Origin of the sequence: Clostridium carboxidivorans P7 (genome assembly GCF_001038625.1) — a bacterium.
In the GTDB taxonomy this organism is placed as follows: domain Bacteria; phylum Bacillota; class Clostridia; order Clostridiales; family Clostridiaceae; genus Clostridium_AM; species Clostridium_AM carboxidivorans.
In genome coordinates this window covers 1,503,526-1,527,408 of the sequence record NZ_CP011803.1, presented here as the reverse complement: position 1 = coordinate 1,527,408, position 23,883 = coordinate 1,503,526, and the positions used below count along the sequence as shown (strand labels likewise).

Annotated in this window: 19 protein-coding genes; 1 reads left to right on the top strand and 18 read right to left on the bottom strand. The window is 31.0% G+C overall.

Features of this window, described 5'->3' with window-relative positions; all coding sequences use genetic code 11:
- The 17 genes from Ccar_RS06575 to Ccar_RS06490 all read right to left on the bottom strand — a co-directional run bounded on the left by Ccar_RS06575 (window position 1) and on the right by Ccar_RS06490 (window position 21,694).
- On the bottom strand, window positions 1–282 hold the full coding sequence (locus tag Ccar_RS06575) for a PTS sugar transporter subunit IIB (protein WP_007062021.1): 282 nt from the start codon (window positions 280–282) through the stop codon (window positions 1–3).
- Window positions 283–322: 40 nt separating this feature from the next.
- Complete coding sequence (locus Ccar_RS26280; RefSeq protein WP_242852191.1) at window positions 323–2,428, bottom strand: BglG family transcription antiterminator; 2,106 nt, start codon at window positions 2,426–2,428, stop codon at window positions 323–325.
- 100 nt (window positions 2,429–2,528) lie between these two features.
- Window positions 2,529–3,605 carry an ABC transporter ATP-binding protein gene (locus Ccar_RS06560; protein ID WP_048029996.1) on the bottom strand — a complete coding sequence of 359 codons (1,077 nt, stop codon included), beginning with the start codon at window positions 3,603–3,605 and terminating at the stop codon, window positions 2,529–2,531.
- 10 nt (window positions 3,606–3,615) lie between these two features.
- Window positions 3,616–5,298 (bottom strand): ABC transporter permease, encoded by a 1,683-nt coding sequence (locus Ccar_RS06555; RefSeq protein ID WP_007064177.1) that lies wholly within the window; start codon window positions 5,296–5,298, stop codon window positions 3,616–3,618.
- A gap of 75 nt (window positions 5,299–5,373) precedes the next feature.
- On the bottom strand, window positions 5,374–6,414 hold the full coding sequence (locus tag Ccar_RS06550; protein WP_007064176.1) for an ABC transporter substrate-binding protein: 1,041 nt from the start codon (window positions 6,412–6,414) through the stop codon (window positions 5,374–5,376).
- Window positions 6,415–6,671: 257 nt separating this feature from the next.
- The gene (locus Ccar_RS06545; RefSeq protein ID WP_007064175.1) at window positions 6,672–7,376 is read right to left on the bottom strand and encodes an MgtC/SapB family protein; all 705 of its coding nucleotides are present in this window, start codon (window positions 7,374–7,376) and stop codon (window positions 6,672–6,674) included.
- Between the two features lie 895 nt (window positions 7,377–8,271).
- Window positions 8,272–9,576: an MFS transporter gene (locus Ccar_RS06540; protein ID WP_007060884.1), complete on the bottom strand. Its 1,305-nt coding sequence runs from the start codon at window positions 9,574–9,576 to the stop codon at window positions 8,272–8,274.
- A gap of 307 nt (window positions 9,577–9,883) precedes the next feature.
- Complete coding sequence (locus Ccar_RS06535) at window positions 9,884–10,756, bottom strand: shikimate dehydrogenase (RefSeq protein WP_034826983.1); 873 nt, start codon at window positions 10,754–10,756, stop codon at window positions 9,884–9,886.
- A 452-nt stretch (window positions 10,757–11,208) separates the two neighbouring features.
- On the bottom strand, window positions 11,209–12,120 hold the full coding sequence (locus tag Ccar_RS06530) for an alpha/beta hydrolase (protein WP_007060887.1): 912 nt from the start codon (window positions 12,118–12,120) through the stop codon (window positions 11,209–11,211).
- A 34-nt stretch (window positions 12,121–12,154) separates the two neighbouring features.
- On the bottom strand, window positions 12,155–13,111 hold the full coding sequence (locus Ccar_RS06525; RefSeq protein ID WP_007065165.1) for an alpha/beta hydrolase: 957 nt from the start codon (window positions 13,109–13,111) through the stop codon (window positions 12,155–12,157).
- Between the two features lie 93 nt (window positions 13,112–13,204).
- A complete protein-coding gene (locus tag Ccar_RS06520; RefSeq protein WP_007060890.1) occupies window positions 13,205–14,533 on the bottom strand; it encodes an MFS transporter in 1,329 nt (442 codons plus the stop codon).
- A gap of 253 nt (window positions 14,534–14,786) precedes the next feature.
- Window positions 14,787–16,097 carry an MFS transporter gene (locus Ccar_RS06515; protein ID WP_007060891.1) on the bottom strand — a complete coding sequence of 437 codons (1,311 nt, stop codon included), beginning with the start codon at window positions 16,095–16,097 and terminating at the stop codon, window positions 14,787–14,789.
- A gap of 80 nt (window positions 16,098–16,177) precedes the next feature.
- Complete coding sequence (locus Ccar_RS06510) at window positions 16,178–16,453, bottom strand: hypothetical protein (RefSeq protein ID WP_007060892.1); 276 nt, start codon at window positions 16,451–16,453, stop codon at window positions 16,178–16,180.
- Window positions 16,454–16,561: 108 nt separating this feature from the next.
- Window positions 16,562–17,761, bottom strand: a complete 1,200-nt coding sequence (locus Ccar_RS06505; RefSeq protein ID WP_007060893.1) for an MFS transporter — start codon at window positions 17,759–17,761, stop codon at window positions 16,562–16,564.
- A 188-nt stretch (window positions 17,762–17,949) separates the two neighbouring features.
- Window positions 17,950–18,819 (bottom strand): shikimate dehydrogenase, encoded by an 870-nt coding sequence (locus Ccar_RS06500; RefSeq protein ID WP_007060894.1) that lies wholly within the window; start codon window positions 18,817–18,819, stop codon window positions 17,950–17,952.
- Window positions 18,820–18,856: 37 nt separating this feature from the next.
- Complete coding sequence (locus tag Ccar_RS06495) at window positions 18,857–20,779, bottom strand: oxidoreductase (RefSeq protein WP_007060895.1); 1,923 nt, start codon at window positions 20,777–20,779, stop codon at window positions 18,857–18,859.
- Window positions 20,780–20,839: 60 nt separating this feature from the next.
- Entirely contained in the window at window positions 20,840–21,694 is an 855-nt protein-coding gene (locus Ccar_RS06490) for a sugar phosphate isomerase/epimerase family protein (protein ID WP_007060896.1), read from the bottom strand.
- A gap of 278 nt (window positions 21,695–21,972) precedes the next feature.
- On the opposite strand from Ccar_RS06490, the gene Ccar_RS06485 reads away from it, so the two are divergent.
- Entirely contained in the window at window positions 21,973–22,857 is an 885-nt protein-coding gene (locus tag Ccar_RS06485; RefSeq protein WP_007060897.1) for a LysR family transcriptional regulator, read from the top strand.
- Between the two features lie 122 nt (window positions 22,858–22,979).
- On the opposite strand, the gene Ccar_RS06480 is transcribed toward Ccar_RS06485, so the two are convergent.
- Window positions 22,980–23,852: a shikimate dehydrogenase gene (locus Ccar_RS06480; protein ID WP_007060898.1), complete on the bottom strand. Its 873-nt coding sequence runs from the start codon at window positions 23,850–23,852 to the stop codon at window positions 22,980–22,982.
- Between the last annotated feature and the right edge of the window lie 31 nt (window positions 23,853–23,883).

The following is a 23,883-nucleotide window of genomic DNA, read 5'->3' as shown; positions in this document are numbered from 1 at the left end:
TTAAAAACTCCTACTTTTTAGAAAGCCACCAAGTTTACTTTTCAATTCTTCTTCATCCATCAAATCTAATAGCTCTATTTTATTTATTTGCCTTTTATCTACTGTAAAGTTTATATCTTCTGAACATATATAAACATCTGGATCATAAAACTCTGCTGTAGTAATATCACTTCTTATAATGTTATATTTTAAATTTTTATTTTCAAGGTACTTTTTAACATTACATTCTATTATAAAACTACTTCCGAGCCCAAGGCTGCATACTACTACTATGTCAATCACTATAATTACCTCCAGTTTTTAAGGTTTATGTTTCTTACTACTAATGTACAGATTCATTTTTAAGTAAATGTAAAATACTTCTCATAAAATCTTTTTCATTTTTACATTTTAATAAAAGTCTTAAATTTTCTCTATGATTAAAAATTGTTATAATTTCTTCTAAAGCCTTTAGGTGGCTTTTATTATCCTTAGTTGCAAATGTTATTATAACTTTAACTGGGTCATGATTTTTATGCCCAAAATTTAAAGGCTTTTTTAAAGTTATAATGGAAAATCCAGTATCCAAAGCGCCATCCTCTGGTCTACTATGTGGAAGTGCTATACCATCAGATATAACAATATAAGGACCATTTTTCCCTTTTCTATCTATAGATTTTACAAGGCTATTTACATAGTTTTCATTTACAATACCATTATTTAAAAGCAATTTACCACAATACTTTATTGCTTCCTTTGCACATGAAAATTCTCCTTGTGTTAAAATTAATTTCTCATTTAGTAAATCATATATATGAAGAGTTTTTTCTTTATAATCTCCAATTAGATGCTTAACTAATTGTTCTCTAAGCTTGTTCACATCTTTTATAATACAGTTACTGCTTATTATTTTCATAATAGCATCTATATCTTCTTCATTTCTTCTTATCTTAGGATTAAAAATTTTTGAAAGTTTGATTTTATCATCATTATTAATTAAAGGATTTACTACTATAATTGGAACATTAGCTTCTTTTATAGCTACAGTACTTATGACATAATCTATATCATAAGTATTTCTTGATACAAATTCATTGTAAGAAAGTACATCTACTATTTCTATATCTTCATAGTTATTCTTTAGTTTACTAGCTAGAAGTTTTGAAGTTCCAATTCCTGTAGAACATACTACTATAACTCTTTTTTTAGTTGTAAATCCTTTATTCATTTTCTCTAAAGCTGCTCCAAAATGCAAACACACATAAGACACTTCATCTTCTCTAAACTTTATTTTAAATTGATCTTCAACATACTTACAAACCTTTACTGCGGCTTCAAATGTTTCTGGATAACAATTTTTTATATCTTCTTTTAAATTATTTTTTATAAATATATTGTATTTCATTCTATTTATAGCTGGAATTAGGTGTACAAATAATCCTCTTACAATCTCATCAGAATTGTTAAACTTAATGTGCATCTCATTTTCAAAAGCATCTACCATAGCTGCAGTACAATTCATAAGCTTTGTTCTCTGTGACACACTAGAAAAAATATCTTCTTCAAGAAGTTTTACAGGATTAGCACCTAAAAAATGCATTGTAATCCAGACTATTTCTGTTTTAGGTATAACTACAGAATATTTTTCTGAAATATCTTTGCAGTATTTTTTAGCTTCTTCATATTCAAAGGTTTCTGACAAATAATTTATTTTTTCCAATTCTATATCTACTAAAAATCTCTGCTGAATTCTTTTTAACATTATGCAAGTATTTATTATCATGTTATAAAAGGCTACATCTGAAAAAGTAATTTTTCTCTGCAATAAAGACTTTCTCAGTATTTCCCATATATACTTTATATCTATGCCGTAAAAATAATTTTTTATCATTAAGTCATCCATATTTTTAGGCATTAATAACCCCTGCATTTTTGAATAATCATAGCTCTCTAAAACAATACTATATATCAACCTTCTTTTAGCTACTTCTTTACCTATAAGATATACCCCTTTATTCCTCTTTTTAACAAGCTTTATATCTTTTTCCAACAAATATTCTTCAACTTCACACAAATATTTAGATACTGTAGCTTTGCTGACACCTGTAAAATCTGAAAGTTCTAGAAGTGTTCTAGAATAATGACTTTTTAAAAGGTACAATATAAGCCTATTTTTATTACTAAAACCTAGATAATTTTTATATATGGATTCTCTTCTTGCAATAAGGTCTAACTGTTCTCTTGTAAGACAAATCTTAATGCCTAAACCATATTTTCTTCTAAGTTCAGGCATATTGTTTTTTTTAAGAATATACTCAATGTTATCTAAAGCATATCTTACCATTCTTTCACTTATATCCAATTGTTCAGCTATGTTTTTAATAGTTAAAAAATCATCTATATGTATCATATAGTTCAATATTTTGTATTCTATATCTTTAATCACCATACCACCTACTACTTTAATTATACAGCATATTTTAAAATTTGGCATTAATACAAAAAAAGACCTTATAATTGGTCTTTTTTTGCGGTCGTAATTTATAATTTTATCCTCTTGGGATTATATGAATGATATTTGGATATACATCCAAATAAACATTTTCACCTTCTTTATAAACTTTTTTGTTTGCTGGATCATATTCTAAAACTTTTACTAGTAAACCTTTATAGTTTGCTACATAATCCTGATAAGCTCCCATAAACACTGAAGATTTAACATTAACCTTTATACTGCCTTCATCAGAAAGTTTAAGAGCTTCTGGTCTCATTACTACCTTCACTTCATCATTTACTGTAACTTTACTATCTGTCTTAACAACAAAGTTATTATCAAATAATTCTATACAAACTCCTTCTGAAGTAATTTCTTTAACCTTAGCATTAAATATATTAGCAACTCCTATAAAATCCGCTACAAACTCTGAAGCAGGTTTCTTATAAATTTCCTGTGGAGTTCCTATTTGTTCTATTACTCCTTTATTCATTATGATAACTCTATCTGACATACTCATAGCTTCTGCCTGATCATGAGTTACATATACACTTGTAATTCCTATTTTATTTTGTATTTTTCTTATTTCAGTTCTCATATATACTCTAAGTTTTGCATCCAAATTCGATAGTGGTTCATCAAATAGCAGCACTGATGGCTGCATTACAAGTGCCCTAGCTAATGCAACCCTTTGCTGCTGTCCACCTGAAAGTTGATTTGGTGCCCTTTTAGCTAATCCCTGAAGTCCTACCAAATTAAGTATATTATCTACATTTCTTTTAATATCAGCCTGAGAAAGCTTTTTTATCTTAAGCCCATAGGCTACATTTTCAAATATATCCAAGTGAGGAAATAGAGCATAAGTTTGAAAAACCATAGCCGTATCCCTTTTATCAGGAGTCAAACTATTAACTTTATCTTCTCCTATATATATATCACCACTAGTAGGAACTTCAAAACCTGCTATCATTCTTAATGTTGTAGTTTTACCACAACCCGAGGGCCCTAAAAGTGTAACAAATTCTCCAGGTTTTATATCTAGAGATACATTATCTACTGCAGTAAAAGTCTTACCAGCATCGCCTTTGTATATTTTAACTATATCTTTTAGTTTAACATATTTTGAACTCATATTATCCCTCCTATACCTCTCTAGTTGAAGTATTTATTCCAATTTTACCAAGTAAAAACTTCATTATTCCAACAACTATAAGTACTATAAATATAAGTATAGTTGAATATCCTGCTGCAACTCCAATTCTTCCCACATCTACCTGTGACATTATTGTTACTGTTAATAGATTATAGTTAGCAGACACAAGAAAAATAACTGCACTTACAGCTGTCATACTTCTTACAAAGCTGTACACAAGCCCACTGAAGAATGCAGATTTTATAAGAGGTATTGTAACTGAACTAAACACCTTAAGTGAATTAGCTCCTAAATCTTGAGCTGCTTCTTCAATAGCTGGATCAATTTGTTGAAGAGATGCAACACCTGATCTTATACCAACAGGCATACTTCTAAATATAAATGCCAAAATTATTATAATAGCAGTTCCTGTTAAAATAAGAGGTTCTTTATTATAAGCTAATATGTATCCCATACCTATAGCTGTACCCGGAACTGCCATAGAAAGCATAGATACAAATTCCACTGCTCTTCTTCCTAAAAATTTTTTTCTTACTATTAAGAATGCTATTATCATACCTAATATTCCTGTTATAGGCATTGCTATTAATGACAAAATAGTTGTATCTATTATAGGTTTCACTCCTAATGCCATTATATATTGATAGTGCTTAAGTGTTGGTGTATAATCTATACCCCAGAGATTTACAAAGGATCCATAAGGTATTAATACATACAAAATCATTATAAATACACAAATTGCAAAACAAAGACCTTGTACTGGAATAGTTACAATTTTTTCTGTAATATAGTCTCTTTGTCTTGAAGGCTTTCCTGTTACTGTTACATAAGATTTATTACCTACCCAGTATTTTTGAATAACAAACATCATTATAGATACTGAAAGTAATATAGTAGCTAATGCTGTACCACCTTTTAAATCATAATTTCCCATAGCTTGCAAATAAGTTTTAGCAGCCAATGTTGTAAAATTTCCTCCAATAACCATAGCATTTCCAAAGTCTGCTACACTTTGTATAAATACAAGTAAAAAAGCATTAGCTATTCCCGGCTTTAAAAGAGGAAGTGTTATAGTTTTAAATATATATCCTCTAGAAGCTCCCATATTTCTTGCTGCTTCTTCATAAGAAGGATCTATTTGCTTAAGTAATCCTGCCAAAACTAGATATGCTACTGGAAAAAAAGTTAATATTTGAACTGTAGCAAGTCCTGTAAATCCATATATATTAGCATTTTTCATATGAAGAATATTGTAAGTTATAAATCCTCTTTGTCCAAAAAGCATTATGAAAGACATTGCTAATGCAAATGGAGGAGACACTATAGGTAAAATAGTAAGTATATTAAACATTTTTTTAAATTTAATCTTTATATATGCATCAGCATAAGCAAATAAGAAACCTATTGCTGTTGATACCAAACCAACAGAAATTCCCAATATCAAAGTATTTGCAAGAACTTTTTTTGTTTCCGTCTGACTTAAAACTTGCTTATAGTATTGAAATGTAATAGAACCATCTTTAGTTAAAAAACTTTCCTTAAAAACATCATATAATGGCCAAACTACAAAAATTAAAAGTGACAAAACAACTAAAATTATTGTAGTTAAAAGTATAGGATCTCTAAATATTTTTTTTGCATCATCCATTTCTGTTTTTAAACTATTTTTCATACCATCACCTCGTTTTAAATTGGAAATGGAAAATTGGAAATGAATGCAGCTTTCTGCTTCATTCCCAATTTAATATTATTTAACTGCGTTGTTCCACTTTTCTACTAATTCATTTTTATGTGATCCTGCCCATTCAAGCTTATAATCTATTAGTTTTGCATCTTTTAATTCTTCAGCTTGTTTTGGTGGATTAGCTTTAGGATTAGTCAAGAATTGGTATGAACCTACTGTTTGTCCAATTTCTTGAGCTTTTTTAGTTAAGCACCAATCAACAAACTTCTTAGCTGCATCTTGATTTGGCCCGCCTTTTACAATACCTACTGCTCCTATTTCATAACCTGTTCCTTCACTTGGAGTAGATAATACTATGTCTTTCATACCCTCTTCTCTATATTTTATTGCATCATGAAGGAATGTAATTCCAACTATTGCTTCACCTTGTCCAACCATTCTACCTGGTGCTGTTCCTGATTTTTGATATGACTTAATTTGACCATTTAGTTTCTTCATATAGTCCATACCTTTTTCTTCCCCCATAATTTGTATAATGGTAGCAAGAAATGTATATGCTGTTCCTGATGATCCTGGATTAGCTGCTACTATTTGTCCTTTAAATTCAGGTTTCAATAAATCCTGCCAGCTTTTAGGAGCTTGTACTCCTTTTTCTGCAAGTAATTTTTTATTAGATACAATTCCTAAATATCCCTTGTATATTCCAGTCCAGTATCCTTCCTTATCTTTAAACTGGTCGGGAATTTCTTTTGCATTTGGTGATGCATACTTTTCAAGAAGTCCTTCCTTTTGAGCTTGTATAAAGCCATCTGCTGGACCTCCAAACCAAACTGAAGCTTTTGGATTTGCTTTTTCTGCTTTTATCCTTCCCATTATTTCACCAGAACTCATTCTAACAGCTTCTACTTTTATTCCAGTTTCACTTTGAAATTGTTTAGTTGCTGCTACCATATGGTCTTCCATAAGTCCACAGTAAATTGTAAGCTTTTGATCTTTTCCCTGTGTATTAGTTGCTTGAGAACTTTTTGATCCACACCCTGCAAATAATCCTGCAGTCAAAGCTGCAACCATCAATATTGAAAATGTTTTCTTGAATTTTAGCATTTCAAAATCCCCCTCTGTTAACTTTAAATTCATTTTATCACAGCTTTTAACTTGCAAAATATAAAATATTGTAAAAGTAAATGTGCAAAATTTATGTTTTTAGCAAAAAATAAAAAAGCTGCTTTATTTTAAGAATTAAGTATAAAAGCACCTTTTGTAAATAAAAAATGTATATAATACTTTTAACCTCAAAATATTTTTACAGCTTCTTTGTTTATTATTGTATTTATATTAACAATCAACTTTGGTCAAATTAATTATTTAACTGTTACCCTCATAACTTCCTCTATAGATGCCAAATGCTTGATAATTTCTGATTTTCTTACATGTCTTGGTATTAATATGGTATATAGACTCTTCATACACCCATCTTCACATCCATCCACTTCTTCAATTAAAAACTCAATGTTTTTTATTTTTATACTTTTTCCTTCAAAATACCCATTAACCATTTGTACCATTCCTTGTTTATCCATATACTCTATTTCCAATTTTACTAAATTAGTCTTATCAATAAATTTTGCTTCAAATTTTTTCAAACTAACAAGTGCAATAACTACAGCAATAGTTGACAAAATGCTTAGCACATAATAACCTAATCCAACTGCAAGTCCAATACATGCAACTACCCATAAGCTAGCAGCAGTAGTAAGTCCCTTAACAGAACCTTTCTCATGAAGTATAGTACCAGCACCTAAAAAGCCTACACCACTTACTACTTGAGCTCCTATTCTACCTATATCTGCCTTTAACGCACTACTCAATTGTGGATTTTGCCCTATCATTTCAACAGTTTTTTGAACATCATATAGTTGTATCATAGATATCACACAAGCACCTATACATACAAGTATATGCGTTCTAAATCCTGCTGGTCTATTTTGATATTCCCTTTCATATCCTATTAATCCTCCAATAATTATAGCCAATAGCAGTCTAACTGCAACTTCATAAACTCTCATTTAATCTACTCCCTAATTTATTTGTAAATTTTCATCTTATTATAACAAACTTTAAGTTAATATAACATAATAAATTATTATTAAGAAATTTTTAAAATTTTTCTATATTTAATTATTTTGTTATTGAAAACATTTTAATATACAAATATAATATTGTTAAAATTTTCTTATTGGATTGTTTTTGATTTTACCTTAGCAGTTTAAAAATTATGCGACATAAAGGTACAGTGGAAGTTTGAATTTTAACTTTCATTCCGTGATATATGATAAGGGTGTCATCACGGCTAAATGTTTTAATTATTCTAAAGCTCAAAATTTTTGAAAGCCTAAGAACTTTGTCAAACTCAGTTCCCTCAGACAGGACTAAAGTTCTAAGGCTTTCAAAAATTTTAAGCTAAGAATAATACTAAAACAATTTAGCTAATGTGATGACACCCTTATCATATATTACTGCATAAAAGTTAAAATTCAAACTAGTAACTTCCAAGCATACGCACCTAATTACATTGTTATAGGTAATTTTAGTAAGCAACAATCATATTTATAACTATAATTTAATATCATAAAGTATTATGTGTACACGTAATGCACTAAGAAGTAACTTTCAGCTGTATGAAGACTGATATATGCTGTGAAGGAAGATTCGAACGAATTTTAGAAGTTCTTTGCTTGAGATATTGAAAAATATCGTAATTTTTGCCAGGACGGCAAAAGCTCCGAAAGCGACAGGAGGTCGCATTTGAGAAGGTAGATATTTTTCAATATCTCAAGCATTAGAACTTTTTAATGAAGTGAGTTTTCCTTCACAGCATATATCAGCCGGAATACAGTTGAAAGTTACTTCGCTTACACGCTTGTGTAACAATGTGCTTATCTTATGAAATCAAATTTTTTTCTAGTCAGGAATTACAACACGTTTAGGTTTACCAATAATAAATATATAAGAAAAGGCTCCTAAAATACCCATTGCAGATACAAAAACTAACGCAGAAGAATAAGATCCCGTTCTAGCAACTAAATATCCAACTATAGCTGGAGATAAAGTTCCTCCCAAATTAGTTATGAAATTATAAGTACTGCCGCACAAACCTACCAAATTTTTTGGCATTATCTCGGATAACAGTGCCCAAGATATAGCTGATGCCATTCCCTGACCAAAAAATGCTATGGACATAAATGTAATTATAGTATTAACATCATTTGAATAATTAGCTCCTATAATTACAGAAGACAATAATAATCCAGTAATAACAGGAAGTTTTCTTGATATACTCATTCCTAGATTTTTAGAAACCATCCAATCTGACCATCTTCCAGATACAAGAACTCCAGCAATTGCTGCAAAATAAGGCAATGCTCCATAAATTCCAACTTTTAATATAGGCATATGTTTTTCACTTACAAGGTATGATGGAAACCAAGTCATGAAAAAGAATAGTATTGAAGCAATTGAAAAGCCTCCTATATACATACCCCATAATTGACGGTTTGAAAATAAATATTTTAAATCTTTTGCACTGATTTTTCTCTTTTCTGGTACAGTATCTGAAAGACCTCCTCCATTTTTAATAAGTTCAAGTTCTTCTTTATTAATACCTTTTGTTTTAGCAGGATCGCTATAACAAGCAAACCAAACAAAAGCAAATAAAAGTCCTAATGCTCCTGTAACTATAAATACAGCTCTCCATCCAAAATTTATCATAATCCATGTAATTATAGGTGTACAAAGTGCAAGTCCTATATATTCGGCACCAGTATAAGCTCCTATTGCAAGTCCGCGTTCCTTAGAAGGAAACCATGTAGTAACAATACGCCCATTAGCAGGAAAAGCAGGTGCTTCAAAAAATCCAAGTCCAATTCTGCAAGCAATTATGTTTGCAACATTGTATGTAATAGCCATAGCTCCAGTAAAGAGCGACCATCCACAAAGTGCAATTCCATATATCAATTTAGTTCCAAAACGGTCAAGAAGAAATCCACAAGGAATTTGCATACAAGTATATGACCATCCTAATGCTGAAAATATCAATCCCATTTGAGCAGGATTTAAATGAAGATCCTTTGATAAAAACGGTGCAGCAACAGAGAGATTAGCTCTATCCAAATAATTTATAAAAGTTATTGTACATACTAAAAGCAGTATAAACCATCTTTTTTTAGTTGGTTTGTTTTGTAAATTGTTCATATTACTTTCTTTCATCAATACTCCTCCAATTTCACTTAAATTTTTCTAAATTGGTTTGTTAAATATTTGTAATTGTATTTTTTGAAATTTTCAGACAATTTTTCTCGTAATTTCACTTCTATTGTATTATACAAATGATTTTTTTCATATACTTAAAATTCATTTTCACTATATTATTTTATTATTAATAATTTATGAATTCCTTTTTTTGTTAACTTATTAACTTTTCAGTTTCAATAATTGGGTTGAATTTAAAAATCCAACCCATAATTTAACTTTCAACATTTTCATGATTTATTCATTATGCACATATAAATTCTAATTAGTATTTAATATCTAATACATTTTTCATATGTTCTATAGGCATATCTTTTCCTGTAAACAATTTAAATGCAGCAGCTCCCTGAAATAACATCATTCCTAAACCATTCATTGCTTTACATCCTACTTCTTTTGCCATTTTTAACAATGCTGTTTCTCTTGGTGAATAAACAACATCTACTACAATTAAATCTGGTCTTAAGAAACTTGGATCTGGAATATAAGTTTGTCCTTCTAAAGGTTTCATTCCCATTCCAGTTGCATTTGTAAATATATAACTATCCTTAATTTCTTCCTTTAATTTATCAAGATCTGCTAAATCATATAATGTTGCTTTACAATTTGTTTTTTCATTGATATCCTTTACTGTCTTTTCAGCACGAGCATAAAATTCATCCTTACGATTGAAAATTGATATTTCCTTTACTCCATCTAAAGCAGCTTGTATTTCTATTGCTGTAGCCGCTCCACCTGCTCCTACAATGGTCATTTTTTTACCAATGATATCAATACCAGCATCCTTTAATGCTCCCATATATCCAATACCATCTGTAATATGTCCAGTTAAAACGCCATTATCATTTACAATTGTATTAACTGCACCACAAAGCTCTGCTGCTTCTGATACCTTGTCAAGGTACTTATGAACAACTGTTTTATTTGGCATTGATACGTTTGATCCACGTACTTTCATTGCTCTAAAACCTTTTATAGTATCTTCTAAATCTTCATTACCTACTTCAAATGCAAGGTAAGCATAATCCAAACCTAATTTTGCAAACGCTTCATTGTGCATTGCTGGTGAACTTGAATGTCTAATTGGGTATGCTATTAATCCTATAAGTTCTGTGTGTCCTGTAATTCTTTCTGCCATAATAATTCTCTCCTTTAAATTTAAAATTTTTATATATTATTGTAATCAGTCACTAAATTAATATAAACCTCTAGTAATCGTTATCTTAAAGGATATAAATAATTATTTTATATAATTTTTAAATAAGCAACTTTACAAAAAGTATTCTTTACTATCATTATTCACCATTTAATATATAGTTATTTTTTTAACATTTTGTGTTTATATTATACTATTTATATTTTAACAATTCTAATACATATTTTTATAATTATTAATAGCTTTTTTCTATGTATTGTAATACCCTTCATAATTATTCCTTATTTTGGGACAAAAAATTTTATATTATGCAAAAAGATGATTTCTAATCAACTTAGAAACCATCTTTTCATTACATGTTTTCATATTTTTTTGAACAATTATTATTTGTTTACAAATAGTTTTACCTAATCTAAAATCATACTAATTCGAAATTATAATATGTTAAATTCTCGTCTAAGGGAATTATACATTCCTTCTCTTATCCATAATGTCAAAGAACCAGGTACCATATCATAGCCATGACAAACACGTGGCAAACTATACAGTTCTGTAGGTACTGAAAACTCCATCAATCTTCTAGCATAATCTATTCCTTCGTCACGAAGTGGATCATATTCCAGTGTAACAACAAATGTAGCTGGCAATCCAGATAAATCTCTTGCTAAAGCAGGAACTGCATAATATGAAGGCTGGGTTCCATTAAAACCACCAAGATACAATCTCCATACATCAGATAAACCATTTCCTCTAACCATAGGTACATCATCAAAAAGTTGAGTAGCTGAAGTGGTATTTGCTAAATAATCAAGAGCTGGAAAATTTAAAATTTGCATTGAAATTTTAGGACCATTATGATCACGTAAATATAAGCAAAGACCTGCTGCAATTGCACCTCCAGCGCTTGTTCCAAATATCGCTATTTTTTCAGGATCTATTCCAAACTCCTCTGGATGATCATGTGCATAGGTTAATACAGCAAGACAATCGTTAAGTTGTGCAGGAAAAATATGCTTAGGAGCCAATCTGTAATCTACAGAAATAACAGTACATGGCACATTTTCTACAAAGCCTATGTCACGCACATTGTCATTATCGATATTTCCAGCTACAAATCCTCCTCCATGTATGCCTAAAAGCAATGGAGCTTTAGAACTTCCCTTTTTTCTATAAACTCTTATTGGCACATCAGGTTCACCCTCTATGCCAGGTACTTTTGAGTCATATATTTCTATATCATCTGGTATATCACAATGTTTAAATGGTTCAATTATTTTATTTACTTCTTTTACATCAGTTGGAAGATTTCCTAAAACTTCATATTCAGGATGCAATTTTACTTTCATTATGTATCACTCCTTATGCAATAGCTTTTAATATTTATTTAACTAATGGAATTTCAGGAATTTCTCCATATGATCTATCTTGACTTTCCATAATATACTTATCCATAAATTTAAGAACTTTATACATATTTTCATTAGTCCTAAAAGCATCATCGCCATGAATAGCTCCTTCTAATATATCAATATGCACATTTTCATCTCCACAAAATTTTATATACTTGTTAAAGAAATCAATTGCTTGTAGATATGGTACTACTTTATCAGATGTCCCCTGCTGAATTAACATTGGAGGCATATTTTTGCTCATTTGGTAAATTGGAGATGCAGCAGCATATTTATCTTCATTTCCTTTTATGCTGCATCCCATTAGACGATCTAAAACACCATCATCTTCACCTTTATAAGTTTCTCCTACTTTAACAAGTTGCTTTTTATGATTTTCCATATTGATAAAATCAAAAATTCCATACCATGTTGCTACAGCTTGTACATCACTAGAATATTCTGAATTTCCCATTGATAAATTTTCATATTCAGGACATCCATTTGTAGCTGCCATAACTCCAGCAAGATGTCCTCCTGATGAATTACCTATAACTCCAATTTTATCTGTTTTTATATTGTACTTAGCTGCATTTGCTCTTAAAAACCTTACAGCTGCCTTACAATCATATATTTGTGCTGGCCATTTTGCATCACCACTTAACCTGTAATTGATAGTTGCAACAGCATATCCTTTAAAAGCCAACTGGATACTTGATCTTGTATGCACATTTCTCTTATCTCCAAAGAACCATGCACCTCCATGAATATTAATAACTACCGGAAATGGTCCTTCGCCTTCATTTGGAATAATTATATCCATTTTTTGATGTTTACTTTCGTTAGCATATGAAATATCCAAATAAGTTTTCTCAAAAACCTTTTCTACATCAAGCATTAAAAGTGCTTCATTTGATACTTCCCTACCAATTGCATCATTTCTATCCATAATAACTTCCTCCTAAATAGTAATATTTTAGTAAATACCATAAATACTTAGTTAACAATTAATAATTAGATTTATCAATAACTATTAAACATTTTAAGAAGCTTCTCCCTGTTTAGAACCAGAAGGATTTGCTACCATATTCTTTGGTAATATTAATGTAGATAAACCTCCAATTATAAGCATAGCTGTTAAAAAGTACATTCCAGCTTTTGATGAACCAGTTAATGTAATAAAATAGCCCACTGCATATGGACCAACAAATGATCCTAAACCCATAGCAACAGCCATCATACCTCTTGCTGGACCATCAAGTTCCTTTACTAGCACAAGAGATGGTATTGAATAATAGCTTGGCATATGTCCTTGTACAAATATGCTGACAAGACATAATAATCCAATCTCAGCTACTGGAGTTAATGTACCTCCTGCAAAATTAGCTATTAGCAGAGATGCTGCAAACATAATAAGAGGCAAACCTGTAGTAAGTCTTCTATTTTTCACCTTAGTTGCAATATAAGTCCACGCCCAAAGACCAATTACTGTAAAAATATTTGGTACTATAGATATAAATCCTACATTTAAAATATTAGTTTTCGTAATAGCTTTAATCATTGTAGGCATCCAAATAGTATAACCAAATTGACCTATATTTACAGTAAAACCTACAATACATAAACTCCATACATATTTGTTACGTAATAAAATTCCTAAAGGTAATTTTTCACTTTTTACTTCAACATTTCCTGCTACTTTTTTAGCTTCTTCACGTTCTTGTTGTATAGTTGTTTCTATATACTCTCTTTCTTCTTTGCTCAACCATTTTGCCTGTTCAGGTCTATCAAAAATAAAAAATTGCCATAGAGCACAACCTACTAAACTTAATAAACCAAGTATTATAAATAAACTTCTCCATCCATAAAATTGTATAAGAGTTCCTCCAATAGGTCCCATAGAAACTGCTGCTATTGAAATTGCTGTAAAATAAGTTGAATTTGCTCTGTTTCGTTCTCCATCTTTATCTGGAAACCAGAATGTAAATATAGTAGTAATTGCAGGAGAAAATGCACCTTCAAAAAATCCAATAACAAATCTAACTGCTACTAATTGCCAACCAGTTTGAACGAATCCAGTAAGTATAGTAAATATACTCCATCCAGCAATACAAAGTGAAACAAATTTTTTAACTTTTCCCTTTTGAGCTAGCTGTCCAGCTGGCACAGAAAGAAATAATACACCAATAGAAAAAACTCCTGCCACTAAACCTGCCATTGTAGAATTTAAAGCAAGTCCCTTTTGAAGACCTCCTGGCAGCGCTATACTTATAATTTGCCTGTCCATAAAGTAGAAAAAAGTTGTAATAAAGCATACTGGCAAAATATACATCCATCTTGCCCCAGGTATTTTTTTTGTTGAAGTTTCCATAATATACTCCCCCTTACTGAATAATTTACGATATGGTTCATATTTTTTAATAATTTAAAAATTAACATATAATCTATGCGAATAACCATCATACTCACTTTTTGCCAAAACATTTTACACATAGATAAAATACTTGTCATGAATATGATGGTGTTTTATAGATAAAATAACTAAAATTTAAACATTTACTCTTTAGATAAAGTGCCGAAAACTTTACGATGACGAATGTTAACAATTATTGCCATCAACACACCTATTCCTGTTCAGAAATTATAATACGTTCAGGTTTTCCAATTATAAATATATAAGATACAGCACCTATAATACCCATAATTGATATGAAAACCAATGCTGAAGAATATGAACCAGTTCTAGCGATTAGATAGCCAACTATAAGAGGCGATAATGCTCCTCCCATATTAGTTATAAAATTATAAGTAGCTCCGCATAAACCTACTAAATTCTTTGGCATTATTTCGGAAAGAAGTGCCCAAGAAACAGTTGATGCCATACCTTGTCCAAAGAAACCAATACACATAAAAGTTATAACAAGACTAATATTATTTGTATAATTACCACCTATAATCATAGCTGATAGTAACAAACCAATAATAACAGGCATCTTACGAGATATACTCATGCTAAGTCCTTTTGAAAGCATCCAATCAGACCATCTTCCAGCTACAAATACGCCAGCAATAGCTGCAAAATATGGTATTGCACCATATATACCAAATTTCAATATAGCCATATGTTTTTCATTTACAAGATAAGATGGAAACCATGTCATAAAAAAGAATAATATCGAAGCAATTGAAAATCCACCTATATACATGCCCCACAATTGTCTATTACTAAAAAGATACTTTAATTCTCTCAAGCTAATCTTTCTCTTCTCTTTTATAGTGTCAGAAAGTCCACCCCCATTTTTAATGAGGTCAAGTTCTGCTTTATTAACGCCTTTTGCAGAAGCAGGATCATGATAAAAAGCAATCCAACCTATAAAGCATAATACCCCAAGTACACCGGTAGTAATGAAAATGGATCTCCAGCCAAACGTTACCAAAAGCCATGTAAGAATTGGAGTGCAAAGTGCAAGTCCTACATATTCCGAGCCAGTATAAGCTCCAATTGCCAAGCCACGTTCGTGAGACGGAAACCAAGTAGTAACAATACGATTATTTGCTGGAAAAGCTGGTGCTTCGAAAAAGCCAAGACCAATACGGCAAGCTATCAAACTACTTACTCCAGAAGCTAAGGACATAATTCCTGTAACTAAAGACCAGCCTAAAAGAGCAATTCCATATACTAACCTAGGTCCAAATGTATCAAGAAACCACCCACATGGAATTTGCATACAAGTATATGCCCAGCTCATAGCTGAAAATATCAATCCCATTACAGCAGGATTTAATGCAAATTCCTTTGATATTGATGTTGATGCTACCGATAAATTCGCCCTATCAAGATAATTTACAAACGTTATTACACACACTAACAGTAGTATAAACCACCTTTTTCCAGTTGCCTTGCTTTTTTCTTTCTCCTCAATTACTTCCATCATTTTTCCCCTCCTGTATAAATTATTTTTCATAATTTATATTTTCAATAATTTAAAAGTTAACATACAGCATGTAAGAATAACTATTCCGTCCACCTTTTACCATTCCTTTTGCATATAAGTAATATTCTTATCATAGATACATACTCAAATTGATTATAAAGTTCTATACTTAACATATTCTTTTCGCTTATAAAGCAATCTAAAAAGCAATTTATAAAAAATGCTGTTAAAACAACTATGTACTCAATAATAAAAATCATCTTTCTAGTTGATTCTTTTAAATTACTAACTTTATGTTGTTCCCTTACTATTAATATATTCTTACTAAGCGTGATTGAGTTAATTTTAACTTTCACAATTCAAAATCCATAATTTTCAAACAATTATTTTTCAAGAAATAGATGTAACTTAATTGCAGATATTATAATATCTGCAATTAAGTTTACTTAGTATGTTCTATTCTATTATGCTACTGCATGTTTTGCATATTGTCTGTTTACATATAAAGCTAGTATTACACCAATAACAGTAATTACTACATTAAATAAAACTACATATTTTGGTCCATTTGTGCCACCAGATTTTGTTATAGCACCAGCAGCATTTAAGATAATATAGTTTGCTGCACTAGATGCAAGCATAACTATAGAAGTAATTTTACCTTTATTTGCTGGAAACATTGAGTTTGCTGTAGATACAGCTAACTGAAGTACTCCACCTGCTGCTGAAAATCCAATTACAAATCCGCCTATTAAACAAATAGTTGGGGTTTGTACAAAGTATATAATCAAAAGCATTATTGTGGAAAGTAAAGGATAAAGAACAAGTACTTTAACTGGTTTAAGGAATTCCTTTACTAGGGCTGCTGTTACAAGTACTGCAACCATTGATCCCATTGCATAATATGATTGAATTTGAGCTGGTTTAGCAAGACCATATAACTTTCCTAATTCCTGGTTACAGTTTAACCATAATTGGAATGTAGATGTACATGTAAAACCAATAAGAATAACTGCAATACTAGTTGGTGTAAATTTCATCTTTTCTTCCTTAGGCTTATCACTTTTAGCACTAGTATTCATTGGAGGGAAAGGCATAAATGCAATTAAGATACCATCTATAGCAAGTAAAATGCCTGTTACAATAAAAATAGTTTTATAAGTCATATGATTTGCTGAAACAATACCTATCATAAATGGAAGTAAAAACTGAGATATAGATATAGAGAACTTAGTAAACATGTTAGCAACATCACCAGAATTTACAAAAATCTCTAAACATGATGGAGTAACACAGGTATCCAAAAATGCATTAGCTGCACCACCGATTAGTGCAAATATATAAGCAACATACATATTTGGTGCTGCTATAAGACCAAAGAAGTAACATACATAAAGTACTATACCAATTAATCCTGAAACTCTTCTTCCGAACTTATCTGAAATAGGTCCTGAAAAAGGATATCCAATAAGACGTCCTAGTCCAAGTGCAGCAATAACAGCAAGTACTATACTTACATCAACACTACCATTAGCTAAAATATGTCCTCCCCAAGCAGTAGCAAAATCCTTTTTATACTGTCCTAAAATTGATACCCCAATACCATGTACAAAATAGGTGAAATACAATGCTAAGGCCGTTGGATAATATTTTTTATTATTCATTTCTTTTCTCCTCTCATTCTTCATCTAAAAGTTTTATTAATTAAGAGCATATTTTTATATATTAAAATTCCGTCCATAACTTGTTGTTAATTTTTATATACTTTTTTTGTTAATTTATTAACTTTTTACCTTTTAACAATTGGGTTGGATTTTTAAATCCAACCCATTTGGATATTAAATGTTAGCCACTACTTAAAGTATAATTCCTCAACTTCTTTTGCTGGCATTTCTAATCCAGTATATAACTTGAAAGCTTCCGCTCCTTGCCATAATAACATTCCTGTACCATCTACTGTCTTGCATCCAACAGCTTCAGCATCTTTTAAAAACTTTGTTTGTTTTGGATTATATACTGTATCTGATACAACTAAATCTTTTCTAAAAACTGCATTATCCTTTATTGGAGATTCATCTTCATGAGGATGCATTCCTACTTTTGTTGCATTTACTAAAATATTAGAAGATGCAATTTTTTCTCTAAGTTTTTGTCTATCTTCTAAGTCATATAACTCTACAACGCACTGTGGTACTTCTTGCTTTAATTTTTCAATAGTTTCTTCAGCTCTTTTATAGAAATCATCCTTTATATTAAATATGGAAATTTCCTTAGCTCCATCTAAAGCACATTGTACTTGAATAGCTGTTGCAGCACCACCTGCACCAATAATAGTTATATTTTTACCTTTTACATCTACTCCATTTTCTTTTAAGCTGCGTACAAATCCAACTCCATCTGTAATATTTCCAGTTAATTTGCCATTGTTGTTAACAATAGTATTTACTGCTCCTACTATACGAGCAGCTGGAGATAACTCATCCATATATTTAACTACTTCACTCTTACATGGCATTGTAACATTTGATCCTTTAATATTTAAAGTCTTCATGGCTGCAATAGCATCAGGAACTTTTTCTAGAGAAATATCAAAGGCTAAATATGCAGAATCCACTCCTAACTTTTGAAAGCTGTAATTATACATAGCAGGAGATCCTGAATGTCCTACTGGTGTACCTATTAAACTATATAAAGCTGTTGTTCCTGAAATTCTTTTTTCCATAATGTGAGCCCCCTAAAATTGTTATAGTGCTATAGCATTATATTTGTAATGCTGCATCTAGTGCTTCTTTTGTTGCATCTAATGCTCTACGTGCTCTTGTTGCATCTCCAACAACATAAGTTTCTTTTACAACTTTCTTAACTTCTTCACTTAATGGATCGTAGTTACGTGATCCCATAGCAAGAACTACTGAATCAAAGCCACAAGCACTTTGTTCTATACCGTCTGCAAGTGTATAAGCTACACCGCCTTCAAAGAATTTTGCAACTTTTGCTCCTGTAATAGTTTTAATTTTATATTCATTAAAATCTTTCATTAAATATTTACGATGTTCTGATATTACATCAGCTCCTACTTCATCACGAAGCTCTATAACAGTAACATCATGTCCAAGTTCTCCTAAGAAAGCAGCTGTTTCACATCCAACCATACCGCCTCCTACAACAAGAACTTTTTTACCACAAGCTTCTTTTCCATCAAGAAGGTCAACTGCATGGATTAATCCAGAATCGTTAATTCCTGGTATTGGAAGTACAAGTGGTGTTGCTCCTGTAGCTAGAACTACTGCATCAGGTTTTTCTTCTGATATTATTTCAGGAGTTACCTTTGTATTCATTTGGATTTTTACACCATATTTGTTACATTTGTTGATGTAACTACGTACCATATTTGTAATATCACCTTTTCCTGGAGGATAAGCTGCTAAACGCATTTGTCCACCAAGTGTATCAGTTGCTTCAAACAATGTTACATCGTGGCCTCTCTTAGCACATACCCATGCTGCAAGCATACCACCAACTCCGCCTCCAACAACTACTACTTTTTTACTAGTATCAGCTGCTTTTAATTCATCTTCTCTTCCAAGTAGTGGATTAACAAGACAAGTAATTGGCTTTCCTTGATACATGTTGCAAACACATCCCTGTAGACAAGCAATACATGGAGTTAATTCATCCAAGCAGCCAGCTGCAGCTTTGTTAGGTGTTTCTGGATCAGCTAAACTTTGACGTCCAAAAGCTACTAAATCACATCTTCCTTCGCGAACTAATATTTCTGCATAATGTGGTTCTGTAAAACGTCCTACAACAATAACAGGAATATTTACCGCTCTTTTTATTTCTGTAACTAATTCAGCATTGAAGCCACCATGTATAACTGTAGGTGCCCACATATACTCATCTTTAAGATGTACAGCACGTGAAACATGAAGTCCATCAATACCACATTCTTCTAAGTAAGCCGCAATTACTGCACTATCGTGAACATCTAATCCACCTGCAACTTCATCACTAGAATTTATACGGCATATAATAGCTATAGAATGTCCAACTTTTTTTCGAATATTTTCAATAACTAGACGAGGAAGTCTCATTCTATTTTCAAAGCATCCTCCAAATTCATCTACACGTTTGTTTGTTCTTGGAGAAAGAAAACTACTAATTAAATATCCATGTGCACAGTGTACTTCTACTGCATCAGCTCCAGCTTTCTTTGCACGTACTGCTGCATCACCATATGCTTCAATTAATTCATAAATCTCTTCAGTAGTCATAGCTTCAGGTATATTACGTCCTAATGCTGATGGTATTGCTGAAGCAGATTTCAATGGATATCCAGCAATCTTTGCATTACCTTCAGGTCCTGCATGTTGAAGTTGAATAGATATTTTTGCACCATTTTCATGACAAGCATCAATTACACGTTTAAAGCTTTCCACAGTGCTATCATCAAATAAGCAAGGTTTTCTAGGACCTCCCTTAGCTTCTTTATGCACAACTGTAGCTTCAAAAGTTATTAATCCAAAACCACCTTGAGCTCGTTTGCTATAATAGGCCAATGATTTGTCACTCATGGTTCCATCTGTATTTGCAAAATTGTTTCCCATAGGTGAAACTACAAAACGATTTGGAACTGTCATAGGTCCAATTTTTATTGGTGTAAACATGGATTTAAACATCATAAAAAATCTCATCCTTTCGTTTTTTAAAATCCATTAAAACTTATAATATATTATGTCTTACTATTTTGTCTTTGGAGAAACTTCTGGCCAAGCTTTATCTAATACTTTTATAGTATTGTCATATGTGTGCTTAGCTGCTTCGGCAATACCTTTTGCTAAAATAGCATCACTTATTACTTCAACACCGATACATGCAGGTTTGATACCTTTTTCTTTGATCATCTGAACAAAACCTTCTGTTACATTGATTCCAGTACCTGGTGCAAGTCTGTCATGCATTGACTCATCTCTTAATATAGATTTTGCATAAGGTCTTTCATAAACATCATTGATCTGTATAGATACAATTTTATCAGCTGGGATACCTTCTAATAATTTAATATCATTTTCTTGATTTGCTCTTGCCCAATGCCATGTATCTAATATAAGCTTAGCATTGTCACAGCCAGAAGCCTTAACTACTGCCCAGCCCTTTTTAACATCTGGAATACCACTGTATGGCATAGGTTCTACACCAATAACATATTTACCAGCTCTTTGACATAATTCTTTTAATTTTTGTGCAGTGTGTTCTACACTATAAGTTTCCATTAATCCAATATTTATATGGTTAACACCGAATAATTCACACATATGGAAGCACATTTGTTCTTTATATTTTTGTTCATAGGAACGATTATCTTCAGCCCAAAGTGTAATATATTCAACTTCAGTAACCTTCATATCATATTTTTTAAGAATATCAAGTATATCAGCATCGAATAAACCTTCATTTAATGCATCTACATATGTTTCAGCACGAAGACCTATTCCGTCATAACCTGCTTCCTTTGCTGCTTTAACTCTTTCTTCAAATTTGCATTGATCTCCTAATGTCCATGAACTAACTGTAATTGGTGGGCATTGATTTTTCATAGTATAATCCCCTTTCAAGTAAAAAATTGTTATTAATTTAGCTTAGTTTTCAATTTATGTATAAAAAATTTAACTTAATCAAACTAGTTTCTACCGATAGATTTTCTATTAAAATAGCCTAAATTTCAATTAAGTAATCGATTTAAGTGAAATTTATAAATTCATTATATTATATAAGTTTTCATAAAACAAATTGATAATTTCCTAATAATTCATAGATTTTATGTATAGATTATGTTATAATCATGTCAATCATATTTTGAAAGTGAGGTATGAAATTGAATTTATATCATTTACGCTATTTTGTAACTTTGGCACATTTAGAACATTATACAAAGGCTGCCGAGAAATTAATGATCACTCAGCCAAGTTTAAGCCACGCAATATCATTATTAGAAAATGAATTAGGTATTTCTTTGTTTGAAAAAGATGGTAGAAACATTGTACTTACCAAATATGGAAAAATATTTTTAAATAATGTAGAAAAATCCTTAGAAATTCTTGATTCAAGTATTAAAACTTTAAAACTCATTGGCAGTGGTGAAGGTAAAATTCATCTAGCCTTTCTTCGCACATTAGGAACAGATTTTGTGCCAGATATTACTCGAAAATTTCTAGAAGCCTACAGACAAAAATCAATAGAATTTAATTTTCACACTATAGCAACTTCTGTTGATATCATTCAAGGTCTTAAGGAGAGAAAATATGATATTGCTTTCTGCTCCAAAATTGGTAAAGAACAAGGTATTGAATTTACACCAGTTGCTAGTCAAGAGCTAGTATTAATTGTTCCTACTAACCATCCACTTGCAGATAAAACCTCAATAGATCTAATTGATACTATTCCGTATCCTCAAATCTTTTTTACAAGCAAAAGTGGACTTAGACCTATAGTTGATGATTTGTTTGCACAAATTGGTAAGCAACCTAAAATTGCTTATGAAGTTGAAGAAGATCAAGTAATTGCTGGACTTGTTGCTAAAAATTTTGGCATTGCAGTTTGTCCTAACATGCCTATTTTGAATTCTATGAATTTGAAAGTAATTGAAATTTCAAGTCCAAGTTTTGAAAGGTTATTTTATTTAGCAATGTTGAAAGATGGTTACCTTGCACCAGTTGTTCATGAATTCAAAAATTTTGTTATAGAACATGCTCAAATATAATAATGATTTAAGTTTAGTTGTATTTTAATGTGAATTGTATACATATAATAAACATTTAATAAACATTAACACACTTGAATTTGTGTATATGTTATGTTTATTATATGTATATAAAATCTTAATTAATATTTAATGTTTAATACCTTTTTCATGTGTTCTATAGGCATTTCTTTTCCAGTCCATAGTTTGAAAGCTGCTGCTCCTTGGAATAGCATCATTCCAAAACCATTCATTGTTTTACATCCTACTTCTTTTGCCATTTTTAACAATGCAGTTTCTGCAGGTGCATAAACTGTATCTGTTACAATTAAATCTGGTCTTAAGAAGCTTGGATCTGGAATATAAGTTTGTCCTTCTAAAGGTTTCATTCCAACACCAGTTGCATTAGCAAATAAATAGCTATCTGCAATTTCTTCTTTTAGTTTTGCAAGATCATCTAAATCATATAAAGTTGCTTTACAGTTAGTTTTTTCATTAATATCTTTTACTGTTTTCTTTCCTCTTTCGAAGAATTCATCTTTACGGTTAAATATTGATATTTCCTTTACTCCATCTAAAGCTGCTTGTATTTCTATTGCTGTAGCTGCTCCACCTGCTCCTGCTATTGTTATTTTCTTGCCAATAACATCAATTCCAGCATCTTTTAATGATTGCATATAACCAATACCATCTGTGATGTGTCCAGTTAAAACACCATTGTCATTTACAATTGTATTAACTGCACCGCAAAGCTCTGCTGCTTCTGATAACTTGTCAAGATACTTATGTACCACTGTTTTATTTGGCATTGATACATTTGATCCACGAACTTTCATTGCTCTGAAGCCTTTTATAGTATCCTCTAATTCTTCATTACCTACTTCAAATGCAAGGTAAGCATAATCCAAGCCTAATTTTGCAAATGCTTCATTGTGCATTGCTGGTGAACTTGAATGTCTAATTGGATATGCTATTAATCCTATAAGTTCTGTGTGTCCTGTAATTCTTTCTGCCATAATAATCGTCTCCTTTATATTTAAATTATAT